The organism is Sinorhizobium fredii NGR234, assembly GCF_000018545.1.
Taxonomy (GTDB): domain Bacteria; phylum Pseudomonadota; class Alphaproteobacteria; order Rhizobiales; family Rhizobiaceae; genus Sinorhizobium; species Sinorhizobium fredii_A.
Map to the genome: position 1 here is coordinate 276559 of NC_012586.1, position 16058 is coordinate 292616.

At 64.6% G+C, this 16058-nt stretch carries 14 protein-coding genes and 1 pseudogene; 6 read left to right on the forward strand and 9 right to left on the reverse strand.

Annotated elements, in window-relative coordinates; all coding sequences use genetic code 11:
• Positions 1-11: 11 nt before the first annotated feature.
• The 3 genes from NGR_RS01370 (at position 12) to NGR_RS01380 (ending at position 4077) form a co-directional block, all read left to right on the forward strand.
• Complete coding sequence (locus NGR_RS01370) at positions 12-1682, forward strand: ABC transporter ATP-binding protein (RefSeq protein ID WP_012706343.1); 1671 nt, start codon at positions 12-14, stop codon at positions 1680-1682.
• 23 nt (positions 1683-1705) lie between these two features.
• Complete coding sequence (locus NGR_RS01375; protein ID WP_012706344.1) at positions 1706-3079, forward strand: alpha-glucosidase/alpha-galactosidase; 1374 nt, start codon at positions 1706-1708, stop codon at positions 3077-3079.
• An 812-nt stretch (positions 3080-3891) separates the two neighbouring features.
• Positions 3892-4077 (forward strand): hypothetical protein, encoded by a 186-nt coding sequence (locus NGR_RS01380; RefSeq protein WP_012706346.1) that lies wholly within the window; start codon positions 3892-3894, stop codon positions 4075-4077.
• Between the two features lie 259 nt (positions 4078-4336).
• Here the strand turns inward: NGR_RS01380 and NGR_RS01385 are convergent, their stop codons facing one another.
• The 4 genes from NGR_RS01385 to NGR_RS01400 all read right to left on the reverse strand — a co-directional run bounded on the left by NGR_RS01385 (position 4337) and on the right by NGR_RS01400 (position 9577).
• A complete protein-coding gene (locus NGR_RS01385) occupies positions 4337-5062 on the reverse strand; it encodes a hypothetical protein (protein WP_012706347.1) in 726 nt (241 codons plus the stop codon).
• 138 nt (positions 5063-5200) lie between these two features.
• Positions 5201-6547, reverse strand: coding sequence for an SLC13 family permease (locus NGR_RS01390; RefSeq protein WP_012706348.1), 1347 nt, complete (start codon positions 6545-6547; stop codon positions 5201-5203).
• A 97-nt stretch (positions 6548-6644) separates the two neighbouring features.
• A complete protein-coding gene (locus NGR_RS01395; RefSeq protein ID WP_012706349.1) occupies positions 6645-8159 on the reverse strand; it encodes a malonate--CoA ligase in 1515 nt (504 codons plus the stop codon).
• Positions 8156-9577 (reverse strand): malonyl-CoA decarboxylase, encoded by a 1422-nt coding sequence (locus NGR_RS01400; RefSeq protein ID WP_012706350.1) that lies wholly within the window; start codon positions 9575-9577, stop codon positions 8156-8158. The genes NGR_RS01395 and NGR_RS01400 overlap by 4 nt, the downstream gene beginning before the upstream one ends.
• Before the next feature lie 169 nt (positions 9578-9746).
• On the opposite strand from NGR_RS01400, the gene NGR_RS01405 reads away from it, so the two are divergent.
• From NGR_RS01405 to NGR_RS01415, 3 genes are all read left to right on the forward strand, one after another.
• Positions 9747-10397 carry a GntR family transcriptional regulator gene (locus NGR_RS01405; RefSeq protein WP_012706351.1) on the forward strand — a complete coding sequence of 217 codons (651 nt, stop codon included), beginning with the start codon at positions 9747-9749 and terminating at the stop codon, positions 10395-10397.
• A 112-nt stretch (positions 10398-10509) separates the two neighbouring features.
• Positions 10510-10812, forward strand: coding sequence for a type II toxin-antitoxin system Phd/YefM family antitoxin (locus tag NGR_RS01410; protein ID WP_012706352.1), 303 nt, complete (start codon positions 10510-10512; stop codon positions 10810-10812).
• The gene (locus NGR_RS01415) at positions 10809-11273 is read left to right on the forward strand and encodes a type II toxin-antitoxin system VapC family toxin (protein ID WP_012706353.1); all 465 of its coding nucleotides are present in this window, start codon (positions 10809-10811) and stop codon (positions 11271-11273) included. Before NGR_RS01410 ends, NGR_RS01415 begins: the two co-directional genes overlap by 4 nt.
• A 190-nt stretch (positions 11274-11463) precedes the next feature.
• Here the strand turns inward: NGR_RS01415 and NGR_RS01420 are convergent, their stop codons facing one another.
• The 5 genes and pseudogenes from NGR_RS01420 to thiC all read right to left on the reverse strand — a co-directional run bounded on the left by NGR_RS01420 (position 11464) and on the right by thiC (position 16052).
• Positions 11464-12069, reverse strand: a complete 606-nt coding sequence (locus NGR_RS01420) for a thiamine phosphate synthase (protein WP_012706354.1) — start codon at positions 12067-12069, stop codon at positions 11464-11466.
• The gene (locus NGR_RS01425) at positions 12066-12839 is read right to left on the reverse strand and encodes a thiazole synthase (protein ID WP_012706355.1); all 774 of its coding nucleotides are present in this window, start codon (positions 12837-12839) and stop codon (positions 12066-12068) included. Before NGR_RS01425 ends, NGR_RS01420 begins: the two co-directional genes overlap by 4 nt.
• Positions 12840-12841: 2 nt before the next feature.
• The gene (gene thiS, locus NGR_RS32745; RefSeq protein WP_348774922.1) at positions 12842-13072 is read right to left on the reverse strand and encodes a sulfur carrier protein ThiS; all 231 of its coding nucleotides are present in this window, start codon (positions 13070-13072) and stop codon (positions 12842-12844) included.
• 195 nt (positions 13073-13267) lie between these two features.
• Positions 13268-14218, reverse strand: a pseudogene (gene thiO, locus NGR_RS01430) (glycine oxidase ThiO); the annotation flags it as partial.
• A gap of 1 nt (position 14219) precedes the next feature.
• Positions 14220-16052, reverse strand: a complete 1833-nt coding sequence (thiC, locus tag NGR_RS01435) for a phosphomethylpyrimidine synthase ThiC (RefSeq protein ID WP_012706357.1) — start codon at positions 16050-16052, stop codon at positions 14220-14222.
• Positions 16053-16058: the final 6 nt, after the last annotated feature.

Consider the following 16058-nt stretch of genomic DNA (forward strand, 5'->3'; position numbering starts at 1 on the left):
GGAGAACGCCGATGGCAACGATCGAAAGCATTGTCCCGGCACCCGAAGAACGGACGGACCGCCATACGAAGGAAACTCGGCCGGTCATCGACGCCCGCAAGGTGGCTGTCAACTTCAAGGTCGAGAACGGCACGGTCGAGGCGGTGAAGGACGTCTCATTCCAGCTCTATCGCGGCGAGACGGTGGCGATCGTCGGCGAGTCCGGTTCGGGAAAGTCGGTGACGGCCCGCACCATCATGGGGCTGCTTTCCAAGCGCGCCACGATCGCCTCACATTCGCGCATCGAATATGACGGTCGCGACGTCCTGAAGTTCTCGAAGCGCGAGCGCCGGGCGTTGCGCGGCGACCGCATCTCGATGATCTTCCAGGAGCCGATGAGCTCCCTGAACCCGGTCTATACGATCGGCAGCCAGATCATCGAGGCGATCCGGGCGCATCGCCGGATGAGCCGCCGTGCGGCGGCGGCCCGCGCGCTGGAATTGCTGCAGCATGTGCAGATCCCGGACCCGGAGGCCCGGCTCAACCAGTACCCGCACCAGCTTTCCGGCGGCCAGCGCCAGCGCGTGATGATCGCCATGGCGCTTGCCAACGACTCGGACGTGCTGATCGCCGACGAGCCGACGACGGCGCTCGACGTCACCGTGCAGGCGCAGATCCTCAACCTGATCCGCAAGCTGCAGCAGGAGCTCGGCATGGCGGTGATCCTCATCACCCATGACCTGACGGTGGTCAGGCAATTCTCCGACTACGTCTATGTGATGCAGCTCGGCGAGGTGAAGGAGCACAACACGACGGCGGCGCTCTTTGCCAATCCGCAGCATGTCTATACGCGCCGGCTGCTCGCCTCCGAACCGTCGGGCTCGGCCAAGCCGCTCCCGGACAACGCGCCGATCGTCCTCGACGGCCGCAACGTGCGGGTCTCCTTCATGCTGAAGAAGGGCGGCTTCTTCAAGCCGGAGCTCAAGGAGCTGGTCGCGGTCGACAGCCTCAGCCTCAATCTCCGCCGCCACGAGACGCTAGGCCTCGTCGGCGAGTCCGGCTCCGGCAAGACCACCTTCGGCCAGGCGCTGATCCGCCTGATCAATACCGATGCCGGCGAGATCTTTTTCGAAGGCGAGCCGATCCATGGCAAGGATCGCAAGGGCATGCGGCCGCTGCGCTCGCGCATCCAGATCGTCTTCCAGGATCCGTTCGCCTCGCTCAATCCGCGCATGTCGATCGGCCAGATCATCGAGGAGGGGCTGATCGTCAACGGCATCGGCGAGAACCGCAAGGACCGGCTTGCCCGCGTCCAGGATGCGCTCATCAGCGCCGGCATGCCGGCCAATATCCTGTCGCGCTTCCCGCACGAGTTTTCCGGCGGCCAGCGCCAGCGCATCGCCATTGCCCGCGCCATTGCCCTGGAGCCGGAGTTCATCCTGCTCGACGAGCCGACTTCGGCGCTCGATCTTTCGGTGCAGGCCCAGATCATCGAGCTCCTGCGCAAGCTGCAGGACGAGCGGGGCCTCAGCTACCTCTTCATCTCCCACGACCTGAAGGTCGTGCGGGCACTCTGCCACCGCGTCGTGGTGATGCAGCACGGCAAGATCGTCGAAGAGGGGCCGGTGAGCGAAATCCTTTCCAATCCCAAGACTGCCTACACGGAGCGGCTCGTCAGAGCCGCCTTCGAAGTGGCCGCGTGACTCCCAAGAACAGAGGCTATTCCATGACCAGACAACCCAAGATCACTTTCATCGGCGCCGGTTCGACCGTCTTCATGAAGAACATCATCGGCGACGTCCTGCAACGGCCGGCGCTTTCGGCCGCGACCATCGCGCTGATGGACCTGAACCCCGAGCGTCTCGCCGAAAGCGAGATCGTCGCCGGCAAGCTGGTGCGAACGCTCGGCGTCAAGGCCAAGGTCGAAACCTATTCGAACCAGCTGAAGGCGCTCGAAGGCGCCGATTTCGTCGTCGTCGCCTTCCAGATCGGCGGCTATGAACCCTGCACCGTCACCGATTTTGAGGTGCCGAAGAAATACGGCCTGCGCCAGACGATCGCCGACACGCTCGGCGTCGGCGGCATCATGCGCGGGCTGCGCACCGTGCCGCACCTGTGGAAGATCTGCGAGGACATGCTCAAGGTCTGCCCCGAGGCGATCCTGCTGCAATACGTCAACCCGATGGCGATCAACACCTGGGCGATCGCCGAGAAGTACCCGACGATCAGGCAGGTCGGCCTCTGCCATTCGGTGCAGGGGACGGCCTTCGAGCTTGCCCGCGACCTCGATATCCCGCTCGAGGAAATCCGCTACCGCGCCGCCGGCATCAACCATATGGCCTTCTACCTGAAGTTCGAGCATCGGCAGAAGGACGGCAGCTATCGCGATCTCTACCCGGACCTGATCCGCGGCTACCGCGAAGGGCGCTTCCCGAAGCCCAGCCACTGGAACCCGCGTTGCCCGAACAAGGTGCGCTACGAGATGCTGACGCGGCTCGGCTATTTTGTCACCGAAAGCTCGGAACATTTCGCCGAGTACACGCCCTATTTCATCAAGGACGGCCGTCCGGACCTGATCGAGAAATTCGGCATTCCGCTCGACGAATATCCGAAGCGCTGCATCGAGCAGATCGAGCGCTGGAAGGGGCAGGCGGCCGCCTTCAAGGAGGCCGAGACGATCGAGGTGGCCGAGAGCCACGAATATGCCTCGTCGATCATGAACTCGGTCTGGACCGGCGAGCCTTCGGTGATCTACGGCAACCTCAGGAACAATGGCTGCATCACCTCGCTGCCGGAAAACTGCGCCGCCGAAGTGCCGTGCCTCGTCGACGCCTCCGGCATCCAGCCGACCTATATCGGCGCGCTGCCGCCGCAACTCACCGCGCTGATCCGCACCAACATCAACGTCCAGGAACTGACGGTGCAGGCGCTCGTCACCGAAAACCGTGAGCACCTCTATCATGCGGCGATGATGGATCCGCACACCGCCGCCGAGCTCGACCTCGACCAGATCTGGTCGCTCGTCGACGACCTGCTCGTGGCGCATCGCGACTGGATCCCGGAATGGGCCCGGGTCTCGAAGAAGGTACAGGCCGCCTGATTCCTTTCTCCCGGTCAGGCGACCAGATGGCCCCGGAACGCACGCGTTCCGGGGCTTTTCTTTGGTGCGCCAGGCATGGCGCGTGGTGCGAAAGCACCGTTTGATCGGGATGGTATCCGGTCGATGACTTGGAGGTGGAAGTCCTCTACGGGCCCTGGTGATGGGAACCGTTAGCCGAACAGCAAGGGCGTCGTCGCGAGGCGGGGTCTGAAGGAAAGCTGTAAGCAAAGTGCCGGCCTGACGAACAGGAAGCGCATATAAGGCGTCCGCATCCGGGCGAGGGAGCCAAAGTGCCCGAAGCCCGATATCACCCGGAGGGTGCGGGCGTAGATGCGACAGGTATATGGCACGAAGGTCACGCGCATTACCCTGGGAGACCTGCCGGCCTGCCTCTGGAGACAGATGTGCTACCGGCGTCGAAAGGCGCCGGGATGGGGCGGCAGGAGTCAGCAGAGGCCGTAGTAGCCGGACCAAGCGGTGAAGGGCTGAACCTGACATGCGAAGCAAGGACCGCTTTTCTGATCGCCTTGAGCAGATGCCTCGCAAGAGGACCTAAAGCTGGAAGTAGCGGACGGAATCCGTGAGATAAAGCTGGGTGCTTATAAGGTGGCAGGCATTAAGGACCACAACGCCGAGGATGTCAGGAACCGCCGTGTACGGAACCGTACGCACGGTGGTGTGGGAGGAGGGATGCCGTAAGGCTCCCTCCTACCCGATCATGGCGGGTTCAGCAAGCTGGAACCGATCGGCCTTCAAACTGTTGGAGATTGGTCGCTCAGCGGCAACGCCCGAGACAACAGATGGAGCCTCAGATGGAAAAGAAACCGGATCGCCCGAAAAACAAGGGAGAAAGCGGTACCGCCAGGAAAAACCAGCCTGGCCATGTCGGCGGGGATCAGGCCCGCAAGGCGCAGGAGTGGGATGGAGGCTCCAAGGGCTCGAAGGGTCCCGTCACCGAGAAAGACAAGCACAACCCGAATTCGAGCGCCAAGACCTGAACTCAGAGAGAGCGGAATTGAAAATCGGGAGAACGGGTGTGACACCCCCCTCTGCCCTGCCGGGCATCTCCCCCACAAGGGACCCACAAGGGGGAGAATCGCTGGAAACGCCGCTCTGCCTCGCTTGGGCATGCCGAAATCACGGCACCTGCAAGTCCATGCATTGGATATTGATAGGCCGGGACGTCGCCACTTGCCGATCTCCACCCTTGTGGGGGAGATGCCCGGCAGGGCAGAGGGGTGTCTCCGCTTCAATCCCTCAGCTTCCGCACTTCTGGCTCTGCGACCAGCCGGAGCCGATCTGCTGGCTTTGGCTCCGCCCGTCTTGTTCCTGGCGGAAACCGCCGGAAGCGTCGGCTTCGGCCTGGGGCCAGGCACCGGAATTGGGCGAATGCGGCTGGGGTTCGTAAATTCCGCGCGGCGGCGTTTCGTGCACACTGACCGGTGCCGAAGCGCTTTCTGTCCGGTATGTCCGAACGGTCCCGGAGCTCCGGACATGATCCCTTGTCGCGGCTGCCGGGCGAGGGGCGTCGAAAGTATCTTCCGTGGACCCGGTCGGCAGTGCGTTCGGCGCAACGCCGCCTCCCTGCCAGCCGCTCCAACCCTCGCTCCTCCACAGGTCGGCACGCTCGTCGAGATCGATCGTGCCTTCGTCGTCGAGGATGTCGCGGACGGCTGCGTAACTCTGGTCGTCGATGCCGCTCACCGTCACCAGATATCCGCCGCGGGCGAGGCCCTCGGCATAGATCTCTCGATCCTCGTCGGGGAAGAAAAAATTCTCGATCGCCGACCAGATTCCTTCTCGCTCGAAATCAGAGCACCTTTCGCCGATGCCGAGGACAAGCTGAACCGAGGCGGCGCCGAGTTCTGCCTTGTGCAGCCTTTCTACCGCCGCTTCCGCGTCACGCCGACTATCGAAGAAGGCCGTCATCGTGCTGGTTCCCTGGGCGGCGGCAGTGCGTCCGTCCCTGTCAAAGTCGGGCATGGGTTCCTCCTGGGGTACGTAATCGATTTGGGGCACGGGAAGGCAAACCAGCGCCGTCGGCGATTGTTCCGAGTGCCTGTGGGAAGGCGGAGGAGGGCTCCGCTCTTCCCGGAGAAGGGGATGCCGACGCAGACGTCGTCAGACCAGGCCTGGCACGACGAAGACCAGCCAGGCGACGACCGGTCCGATGATGGCGATCAGTGCGCTGTAGATGAGCAGCTGGCGCAGCACGTGCTCGCGCTTCTCGTCCGGTGCGTTGGCGACGACGAGGGCGCCGTTCGTCGAGAACGGGCTGGTGTCGACGATCGTCGTCGAGATGGCGATCGCCGCGACGACGCCGATGGCGCTGATATGGCCCTGCAAAAGGAATGGCACGGCGAGCGGGATGATGGCGCCGAGCAGCGCCGTCGAGGAGGCGAAGGCCGAGACGATCGCTCCGGTGAAGCACAGGAGCAGCGCCACCAAGAGCGGCATGCCGAGGCTTGAAATGCCACTGGCGACATAGTCGATTGTCCCGGCCTTCTCCATGACGCCGACATAGGTGATGATGCCGGTGATCAAAAGCACGGTCGACCAGCTCACCTTGTCGATCGCCGCCTTCTGGGTCTTCGGCGAGATGAGCGCCAGCACCACGGCGACGGTGATCGCCACCAGGCCGACATTGAACTTGAAGACCAGGGCGCCGATGCCGAGCGCCGTCAGGCCGCCCAGGGTGAAGATCATTTCCGGGGTCAGGCGCAATGTCTGCAGGGTGTCCGCCGCCGTACCGTAGGCGTGCTCCCGGATCGGCTTGGCGGGCGTGCCGCCATGGCCGCGGATCGATGCGGATACGCCCTCGGGGTGGAGCTCGGGCAGCGGCCCGGCCGTTGCCGGTCTCTGCCTCATGATCTTGGCGCCGCCGAAGACGAAGAACACCAGCACGGCGATTGCCAGATTGAAGAAGAAGCTGGAGAGGAACAAGGACGTCGGGGCGAAGGGCAGGCCGGCTTTGACGACGATCTGGTTCGTGATGCCGCCATAGACGCTGATCGGCGAGAAGCCGCCGGCCTGTGCGCCATGGATGACCATCAGACCCATCATCGCCGGGTGGATGCGGTATTGTACGGCAAAGCTCAGCGCCACCGGTGCGAGGATGGCGACGGCGGCCGGCCCAAGGGCGCCGAAACCGGTAATGACGGCGGCGACCAGGAACATCACCCAGGGGATCCAGACGACATGGCCGCGCACCAGCCTGACGGCGCATTCGACGAGCCAGTCGATGGTGCAGTTGATTTGCGCGATGGCGAAGAGATAGGTGACGGCGACCAGCGTCAGGAACAGGTCGCTCGGGAAGCCGGCGAAGATGTCATTGGCCTTCATGCCGATGATCAGCGATCCGAGCAGGAAGGTGCAGCCGAAGGCCAGCGCACCCATGTTGATCGGCTGGATGGTCGCGATGATGAACATGCCGACCAGGAGCAGTATGGATAGGATTTCGATGCCCATGATTCCCCTCCCTCCGGCGCCTCGCGCGCCGGCAGTTCGCGATTCTTGAAGACTGAAAATTCCCGTGCGCCTCCCTCCTAGAGGCGCACGGGATGGGTTACCTCTTTCCGTAGAGGTCGGCGTATTGCTGCCGCAGCACGTTCTTCTGGACCTTGCCCATCGTGTTGCGCGGCAGGTCGTCGGCGAAGATGATGCGTTTCGGCTGCTTGTAGCGCGCCAAGCGGTCGTTGAGCGCGCCGAGGATGGCGCTCTCATCGATCGCCGCTTCGGGCTTGCGCACGACGATGGCGGTGACGCCTTCGCCGAAATCCGGATGCGGGACGCCGATCACGGCGCTTTCGGCGACGCCCTCGAGCTGGTCGATCTCGCCCTCGACCTCCTTCGGATAGATGTTGTATCCGCCCGATATCACCAGGTCCTTGCTGCGGCCGACGATGTGGACATAGCCGTCCCGGTCGATCTTGCCGAGATCGCCGCTGATGAAGAACCCATCGGCGGTGAATTCCGCGGCCGTCTTTTCCGGCATGCGCCAGTAGCCCTTGAAGACGTTCGCCCCCCTGATTTCGATCATGCCGGTCTCCTCCGGCGGCAGTGGGGCGCCGGTTGTGGGATCGGTGACGCGCACCGTCACGCCGGGCAGCGGAAAGCCGACCGTTCCGGCAATCCGTTCTCCGTCATAGGGGTTCGAGGTGTTCATGTTGGTCTCGGTCATGCCGTAGCGCTCGAGGATCGCGTGACCGGTGCGCTTCCTGAATTCGACATGCGTTTCGGCGAGCAGCGGCGCCGAACCCGAAATGAAGAGGCGCATGCTGGCGACCGCCTGCCGGTCGAGGCGCGGGCTCTGCAGCAGGCGCACGTAGAAGGTCGGAACGCCCATCAGCAGCGTCGCCTCGGGCATCAGCGACAGGATCTCGTCCGGATCGAACTTCGGCAGCAGGAACAGCGAGGCGCCGGCCAGCAGCGTGACATTCGTGGCGACGAACAGTCCGTGCGTATGGAAGAGCGGCAGGGCATGGATCAGCCGATCGGCGGCGGTGATGCGCCAAGAGTCGCGCAAGGTCGTGGCATTCGAGAGCAGGTTGCCGTGGGTGAGCATCGCCCCCTTGGAGCGGCCCGTCGTTCCCGAGGTATAGAGGATTGCCGCCAGGTCGTCGGCCGAGCGCGACGCATCGACGAAACCGGCCGGCTCGTCGCGTGCGAGATCGAGAAGCGAGCCCGTGCCATCGGCGTCGAGCGTTTCGACGATCGCGCCGTGCGGTTCCGCGATCGTCCTGACGCCCTCCCGGGCGGCCGGCGAAACGACGACCAGGCGCGGCTCGGCATCGCCGATGAAATAGTCGAGTTCGGCGAGCGTATAGGCGGTGTTGAGCGGCAGGTAGACGGCGCCCGAGCGAAGGCAGGCGAGATAGAGGATCAGCGCCTCGGCGCTCTTTTCGACCTGCACCGCGACCCGGTCGCCCGGACGGATGCCGAGCGCATCGATCGCGCTGGCGATGCGGCCCGAAAGGTCGAGCGCGTCATCATAGGTCCAGGTCCGGCCGCCATTGATGCGGATGAACGGCGCATCGCCGGTGGCGGCGGTCCGAATGGCGTCGAAAAGATGGTTGCTCACTTGCGCCCTCCTCCAGTCCTGTCGTTCATGACCTGTGCGAACGGCCGTGAAATTTCGCTCCTGCCGCCGCGGCGGCTTTCGCCGTTTCGGCCGAGCAGGCTCTTGACGGCCGGCGATGCGGTGACTTCACCGCGCTGCGCCAGAGCCTCGTGGTTCGCCTCGATGTCCTCGAGCTTGTAGAGATAATTGACCATCAGGCCGTGCCCCTGCTGCATGGCCTTGGCCGAGCGGTCGCCGAGGAAGTTCAGCCTGTCCAGGCGGGCGCCGTTGCCGAGATGGAAGCGGGCGACCGGATCGACCGGCCGACCTTCCGGCGTGCGCTCGATCAGGAAATAATGGGCCGCGAGCGGCAGCAGCACGCGTTCGATCTCGTTTGCCGCGTTCGCGTCGTCGACCCATGCCGGATCGTCGAGCAGGCCCAGAACCTTGCGATCTTCCTCGGTCAGCAGCGGCTCGGCTTCCGATGTGCGCGCCCTGGCAAGCCAACGGGCAAAGCCCGGCACCGGCGAAAGCGTGACGAAGTTCCTGAGGCCGGGCAGGTCCCTGCGCAGGTCCTCGACGACCTGCTTGATGAGGAAATTGCCGAACGAGATGCCGCGCAGGCCCTCCTGACAATTGGAGATCGAATAGAAGACGGCGGTCGTCGCCTGATCGGGATCGATCTGTTCCCGACCCTCGTCGAGCACGTCCCTGATGGCGCCCGGGACGGATCGGGCAAGCGCCACTTCGACGAAGACGAGCGGCTCGTCGGTGAGCCGCGGGTGAAAGAAGGCGAAGCAGCGCCGGTCGGCCGGCGCCAGGCGTCGACGCAGTTCCTCCCAGCCGGCGATTTCGTGCACGGCCTCGTATTTGATGATCTTCTCCAGGATGTGCGCCGGGGTCGACCAGTCGATGGGGCGGAGTGTCAGGAAGCCGCGATTGAACCAGGAACTGAACAAATGGGCGAAGTCGCTGTCGACGGCGCGAAATTCGTCCGATCGGTCCTTGGAGGCGAGAAGCTGCTGGCGTATCCGGACCAGCTTGGCCGTACCGCCTGGCGCATGATTCAACCGGCGCAGCAGTTCCTGACGACGTGGCTCCGCCGCCCCGTGGAGAGCGATGATTGCCGATGGGCTCTTTTCGGTGCGGTACCGGTCGACCGCCTTGTCGAGCTTTACCGTATCGGCGCCGAATTTTTCAGAGAGCACGTGCAGGAACGCTTCAACGCCGTCGCTGTCGAGCTTGCTCCAGCGCGCGAGGATCTCGGCTGCGATGGCCATGCCGGATGCTTCGCCGCGGCTCGACAGCAGCATTTCGCAAAGGGTCTCGAGATTTGCTTCGGCTGCGACATCCGCGGCGCGCGAACCGGCAAACAGCAGCTTCCGACCGCGTTCGGTGATGCCTTGCAGCATATCGCTGAAAAAAGAGGTTCCGGGCATGCCATTCTCCTCCTGCTGCATGGGTGCGTCGTCAGTCTAATCTATCGGCGCGCGCCGGCGTTCTCATTTTCAAGCTTGGCGGTATGGTATATAAACTGGCACACTACGTGTGCAACGTCAATGATCGTGTATACAAGATTTGAGTTCCTGCATTACGAAGGTGGAGCGGATGTCCGAGAATGTTGGCCGGTGGCTCCGGGACGAGATCGAAAACGCCATCCTTTCCAATGAGTTCGCTCCCGGCGAGCGGTTGGACGAGATGGTTCTGGCGAGCCGCTTCGGCGTATCGAGAACGCCGGTCCGCGAGGCGCTGATGCAGCTCAATGCGATCGGCCTCATCGAAATTCGGCCGCGCCGCGGCGCCGTGGTCATCGATCCGGGTCCGCACCGCATCTATGAAATGTTCGAGGTCATGGCCGAGCTCGAGGGCCTCGCCGGCTCGCTTGCCGCCCGCCGTCTCGACGAGCGGTCGCGTCAGGCGATCACGGCGGCGCACGAGCGCTGCGAGCACTCCGCCGAGGCCGGCGACAGCGACGCCTATTATTACGACAACGAGGAGTTCCATAGGGCGATCTATGCGGCGAGCCGCAGCGACTTCCTCGAGGAGCAATGCACGCAACTGCATCGGCGGCTGCGCCCCTATCGTCGGCTGCAGCTAAGGGTGCGCAATCGTCTTACCACGTCCTTCTCGGAACATTGCGGCATCGTCGACGCGATCTTCGCCGGCGACGGGGACGAGGCCCGCCGGCTCTTGCGCAGCCATGTCGGCATCCAGGGCGAAAGGTTCAGCGATCTCGTCGCCAGCATGGCGGCCAGATAGACGCATCGCGTCCGGGCTGGCATCGTGCTCCTCTTGACCGCGCCGGTGACGCAATCTGGAAAATCTGTGAGAGACGTGCTACATATCTGACTATCTGACTAGGTGAGCGACGATGGGCAAGAACGCGGACCTGACGAAGTTGAAAAAAGCGCGCCGACAAAACGCGGCCGGATGGTGGAAGCTCGAAGACGCCAAGGCGCGCTTCAGCGAGGTGGTGCGGCACGCGCGCGAGGACGGGCCGCAGCGCGTGACAGTGCGGGGCAGGGATGCGGTTGTTATTATGAGCGCCGAGGAGTTCGACCGCCTCGTACCCGAGAAGCCGCGAGCACCGTTCATCGAATTCATGGAAAGTCTGCATCTTGCCGAGCTAGATCTTGAACGCGAGATGGATCGCGGCCGGGATATCGAGCTTTGAAGGGCTGGTTGCTCGACACCAACGTCGTGGCCGCACTGATCAATCCGAGGGGTGCGCCTTCGGTAAAGACGTGGGCAGCCGATCAGGATGAGGAAGCCATCTACATCAGCATCCTGACACTGGCCGAGTACGACAAGGGCATTCACAACCTTCCGGAGGACCATACCGACCGGCCGCGCTACATGGCGGCGCGCGACGCGCTGGCCGAGCGTTTTGGCCGGCGGGTCCTCTCGCTTGACGACGTCGTCGTGCGGCGATGGGGACGAATTTCAGGGGAAGTGAAACGCGACAGCGGTCACGCCCCGCCTGTGATCGACACGATGCTCGCAGCGACGGCGATCGAACATGATCTCTATCTTGTCACACGCAATGTGAAGGACGCTCGGCCATCCGGCGCAACAATCTTCGATCCGTGGAATGACGATGCGGAGAAATTCCCGCTGAGCCCTCGCGGCCGCTGAGCGTCAGCGACAGAAACAAGGGCCGGCCTCACTGGAGACCGGCCCTTTGAGGTTGGGGGGCGAGGCCGAAATCGCCCGTTGCGGTTAGCCGAGAGCCGCCATCGGGAATTCGGCCGCCTTCCGGTCGACGGACCGGGTCGACGTGGCGCTTGAACGGCTTCGAAGTTGCGCCGAAGGCGACATGCATTAGCTAACGCCACGCTTCGGTCTTCCGAATCCATTCCCTGGTCCTCGCTTCGGGGTCGGCGTTGAGCGTGATGTCGGTGACGACGGCAGCGCTGTCGGCGCCGTGGGCGAAGACGCCGTCGATCCTCTCCGGATTGAGCCCGCCGATGGCGACGAGCGGCAGCGGGTGCACGCGCTCCCGCCAGGCGGAAAGCCGCGCCAAGCCCTGCGGCGCCCATTTCATTTTTTTCAGGATCGTCGGATAGATCGGCCCCAGCGCCACATAGTCCGGCGCGGCGGCAAGCGCCGCTTCGAGTTCCGCCTCGTCATGGGTGCTGAGTCCGAGCTTCAGCCCGGCGGCACGGATGGCGCCGAGATCGGCCTCGGCAAGATCCTCTTGGCCCAGATGGACGAAGTCGCAGCCCTCCTCGATCGCCAGACGCCAAAAGTCGTTGACGATCAGTTGGCAGCGATGGGCCGTGCAGATCGATTTGGCAATGCGGATCTGGTTTCGGATATCCTCGTCGCTTCGTTCCTTGATCCGGAGCTGCACCAGCTTGACGCCGAGCGGCACCAGGCGTTCGATCCATCGGGCGCTGTCGACGATGAGGTAGAACGGGTCGAGCGTCACGAGAAGACCGCCTTTCCAATGACCGGAGTGGAGGGGACGGCCATGTCGCGCGGTTCCAGCATGCCGGCCCCATGGGCCATGTGTCCGGCCTCGATCGCGGCTGCAAAGGCTTCGGCCATGGCGGCCGGATCGTCGGCGCCGGCCACCGCGGTGTTGAGGAGCACGGCGTCATAGCCGAGCTCCATGACCGTTGCCGCATGCGAGGGGCGGCCGATGCCGGCGTCGACGATCAGCGGCACGTCGGGAAATTCGGCGCGCATGGCGCGTAGCGCGGCCAGGTTCTGCGGACCCATGGCGCTGCCGATCGGCGCGCACCAGGGCATCAGCACCTGGCATCCGGCTGCGAGCAGCCGCTCCGCGACGACCAGGTCATCGGTCGTGTAGGGGAATACCTCGAAGCCTTCGCCGGTGAGGATACGGGCGGCTTCGACCAGGCCGAAGACGTCCGGCTGCAGCGTGTCGTGATGGCCGATCACTTCCAGCTTGATCCAGTCGGTCGCAAACACCTCGCGCGCCATCTTGGCCGTCAGCACTGCTTCGGAGACGGAGTGGCAACCGGCGGTGTTCGGCAGGACGCGCACGCCGAGCTCGCGGATCAGCTCGAAGAAGGCGCCGCCCTGACGGCCGCCGGCCGTCTCGCGGCGCAGCGACACCGTGACGATATCGGTGCGGGAGCGCCGCACCGCTTCAGCCAATATGGCGGGCGACGGATAGCGGGCCGTGCCGAGCAGCAGCCGCGAGCGCATGTCGGTTCCATAGAATTGCGGCATGGTCAGCCTCCCTGCATCGGCGACAGGATTTCGATCCGGTCGCTCTCGCTTAATCTGTGGCGCGCGCGATCGGCGCCGTGCACCAGTTCGCCGTTGACGGCCGTTGCCAGCCATTCGCCCTCGTATTCGAGGAGTAAGAGCAGGTCGGCCACAGTGGTCGCGGGGAGTTCGTGCTCCTCGCCGTTGATGGTGAACTTCATCGGGCATTTCCTTTCTGAGAAACCTTTCCTCATCCCGCGCCAGACTCTCCTGATTTCACCCCTCCCCAACCCCTCCCCACAAGGGGGAGGGGCTTCCTCGGCCGCGTTGCCTCCGCCTCGGTCACGTCCTTTGCATCTGGCGCGATGGTCGAAAATGGCGGGCGATCGCAGCGGCTGCTTAGCCCCTCCCCCTTGTGGGGGGGGGTTGGGGAGGGGTCTGCCGCAAGGTTGGCCAAGGGCGAGCGCCGCCACCTCCTCGGCCAGGGCTGGCGACAGGAGAAAACCGTGGCGGTAGAGGCCATTGACGGTGATGGTGCTTTCGTGTCGCGACACTCGCGGCAAGTTGTCGGCATATGCCGGGCGCACCCCCGTGCCGGTTTCGACAAGCCGTGCCTCGGCAAAGGCCGGATGCAGCGTATAGGCGCCGTTCAGGATCTCCATCAGCGAGCGCGCCGTCATCGGGCCGGCGTCGTCGCTCTCGATCATCGTCGCCCCGCACATGAAGAGCCCGCCGGAGCGCGGCACGATATAAAGCGGGATGCGCGGATGCAGCAGACGCACCGGGCGGGACAGGGCGACCTCCTCCGTCTGGAGATAGAGCATTTCGCCGCGAACGCCGCGCAGTCCCTCGATGTCGCCGATTTGGGCGGCGCCAGTGCAATCGATGGTCAGGTCGAAGCGGCCTTCGTCAATCGGCCCGCCGCTGAAAACCACGCCTTGCGCCTCGAGCCCCTGCCGGAGCGTCGAAAGCGCCAGGCGCGGGTCGAGATGCGCCTCCTCGGCAAAGAACAGCGCCTGACGGAACCGCCCGGCCAGCGCCGGTTCCAGCGCGCCGATCTCTTCCGCGCCGATCCAGCGGAAGCCGGAGGTGCGCGAGGCGAAGCGCTTGAGTTCGGCCGCATCGCGCGGCGGGGCGACGACCAGCGTGCCGTTGCGATGCACCGAACCGGCGGGAAGCACTGCCTCCCACCAGTCGGCAGCGCCGATGCCACGGGTAAGAACCGCCTCCTCGGCGCTTTCCCGCTCGCACCAGGGGGCGAGCATGCCGCCGGCATACCAGGACGCGGCGCTCGCGAAGCCGGGAGAAGGGTCGGACACCATGACCTCCGCGCCGCGCGCGACGAGTTCATGGGCAGAAGTGAGGCCGGCGACGCCGGCCCCCTTGATCAGCACACGCATGCTACTCTCCGGCGGGCTCGGCGGCCCCTGGAAGCGGCATGTAAAGGTCGCCGCCGTCGCGGTATTTCGCCGCCATCGCCTCCAGCCCCTCCTTCTGCGCCTCGGCGCGGATGTCGTGCGAGATCCGCATCGAGCAGAATTTCGGGCCGCACATCGAGCAGAAATGCGCCACCTTGTGCGCCTCCTTCGGCAGCGTCTCGTCGTGGAAATTGCGGGCCGTCTCCGGATCGAGCGACAGGTTGAACTGGTCCTCCCAGCGGAACTCGAAGCGGGCGCGCGACAGCGCGTCGTCGCGAATGCGGGCGGCCGGATGGCCCTTGGCGAGGTCGGCGGCGTGGGCCGCGATCTTGTAGGTGATGACGCCCACCTTGACGTCGTTGCGGTCCGGCAGGCCGAGATGCTCCTTCGGCGTGACGTAGCAGAGCATGGCGGTGCCGAACCAGCCGATCATCGCCGCGCCGATGCCTGACGTGATGTGGTCGTAGCCGGGCGCGATATCGGTCGTCAGCGGCCCGAGCGTGTAGAAGGGCGCCTCGCCGCAGACGGCGAGCTGCTTGTCCATGTTCTCCTTGATCTTGTGCATCGGCACGTGGCCGGGCCCCTCGATCATCACCTGGCAGTCCTTGGCCCAGGCGATCCTGGTCAGTTCGCCGAGCGTTTCGAGCTCGGCAAACTGCGCCGCGTCGTTGGCGTCGGCGATCGAACCGGGCCGCAGGCCGTCGCCGAGCGAGAAGGAGACGTCATAGGCGCGGCAGATGTCGCAGATCTCCTCGAAATGCTCGTAGAGGAAGCTTTCGCGGTGGTGATGTAGACACCACTTGGCCATGATCGAGCCGCCGCGCGAGACGATGCCGGTGACGCGACTGACCGTCAGCGGGATGTAGTGCAGCCGGACGCCGGCATGGATGGTGAAATAGTCGACGCCCTGCTCGGCCTGCTCGATCAGCGTGTCGCGGAAGACCTCCCAGCTGAGATCCTCGGCGATGCCGTTCACCTTCTCCAGCGCCTGGTAGAGCGGCACGGTGCCGATCGGCACCGGCGAATTGCGGATGATCCATTCACGGATATTGTGGATGTTGCGGCCGGTCGACAGGTCCATGACCGTGTCGGCGCCCCAGCGGGTCGCCCAGACCATCTTCTCGACCTCTTCGGCCATCGACGAGGTGACGGCGGAATTGCCGATATTGGCGTTGATCTTCACGAGGAAATTCCTCCCGATGATCATCGGCTCGCTTTCCGGATGGTTGATGTTGGCGGGGATGATCGCCCGGCCGCTAGCGACCTCCTGGCGGACGAATTCCGGGGTGACGAAATCGGGGACCGCTGCGCCGAAGCTCTCGCCGTCGCGGGCGAGCGCTTCCTTGGCGGCCTTGCGGCCAAGGTTCTCGCGGATGGCGATGAACTCCATCTCCGGCGTGATGATACCGGCCCTCGCATAGGCGAGCTGGGTGACGGCCTGGCCGGGCTTCGCCTTCAGCGGCTGGTGGCGAACGGGGAATTCCGGCGTCAGGCGCTCGCCGGTGGCAAAGCCGTTATCCTCCGCCTTGACGGTGCGGCCTTCGTAGCTGTCGACATCGCCACGGGCGAGAATCCAGTCGCGGCGCAGCCGCGGTAGGCCGGCGTCGATGCGGATATCGGCATTTTCGAGCGTGTACGGGCCGGAGGCGTCATAGACGGTGACCGCCGGCTCGCCGGAGGTCGGGTGCAGCGCGATCTCGCGCATCGGCACGCGGATGCCGGCATGGATCTCGCCGGGCTTGTAGACCTTGCGGGAGGCCGGCAGCGGCCCTTGCGTGACCGAAGGCGCTGCGGCGAGAGGCTTGAAAACATTCATCTTGAG

Excerpts from the sequence above, each read along its gene's own strand:
- thiS (WP_348774922.1), bottom strand. The coding sequence starts at position 13,072 with ATGAGGAAAGGTTTCTCAGAAAGGAAATGCCCGATGAAGTTCACCATC.
- NGR_RS01385 (WP_012706347.1), bottom strand. The coding sequence starts at position 5,062 with ATGCCCGACTTTGACAGGGACGGACGCACTGCCGCCGCCCAGGGAACC.
- NGR_RS01405 (WP_012706351.1), top strand. The coding sequence starts at position 9,747 with ATGTCCGAGAATGTTGGCCGGTGGCTCCGGGACGAGATCGAAAACGCC.
- NGR_RS01390 (WP_012706348.1), bottom strand. The coding sequence starts at position 6,547 with ATGGGCATCGAAATCCTATCCATACTGCTCCTGGTCGGCATGTTCATC.
- NGR_RS01425 (WP_012706355.1), bottom strand. The coding sequence starts at position 12,839 with ATGCCGCAATTCTATGGAACCGACATGCGCTCGCGGCTGCTGCTCGGC.
- NGR_RS01375 (WP_012706344.1), top strand. The coding sequence starts at position 1,706 with ATGACCAGACAACCCAAGATCACTTTCATCGGCGCCGGTTCGACCGTC.
- NGR_RS01370 (WP_012706343.1), top strand. The coding sequence starts at position 12 with ATGGCAACGATCGAAAGCATTGTCCCGGCACCCGAAGAACGGACGGAC.
- NGR_RS01400 (WP_012706350.1), bottom strand. The coding sequence starts at position 9,577 with ATGCCCGGAACCTCTTTTTTCAGCGATATGCTGCAAGGCATCACCGAA.
- NGR_RS01410 (WP_012706352.1), top strand. The coding sequence starts at position 10,510 with ATGGGCAAGAACGCGGACCTGACGAAGTTGAAAAAAGCGCGCCGACAA.
- thiC (WP_012706357.1), bottom strand. The coding sequence starts at position 16,052 with ATGAATGTTTTCAAGCCTCTCGCCGCAGCGCCTTCGGTCACGCAAGGG.
- NGR_RS01380 (WP_012706346.1), top strand. The coding sequence starts at position 3,892 with ATGGAAAAGAAACCGGATCGCCCGAAAAACAAGGGAGAAAGCGGTACC.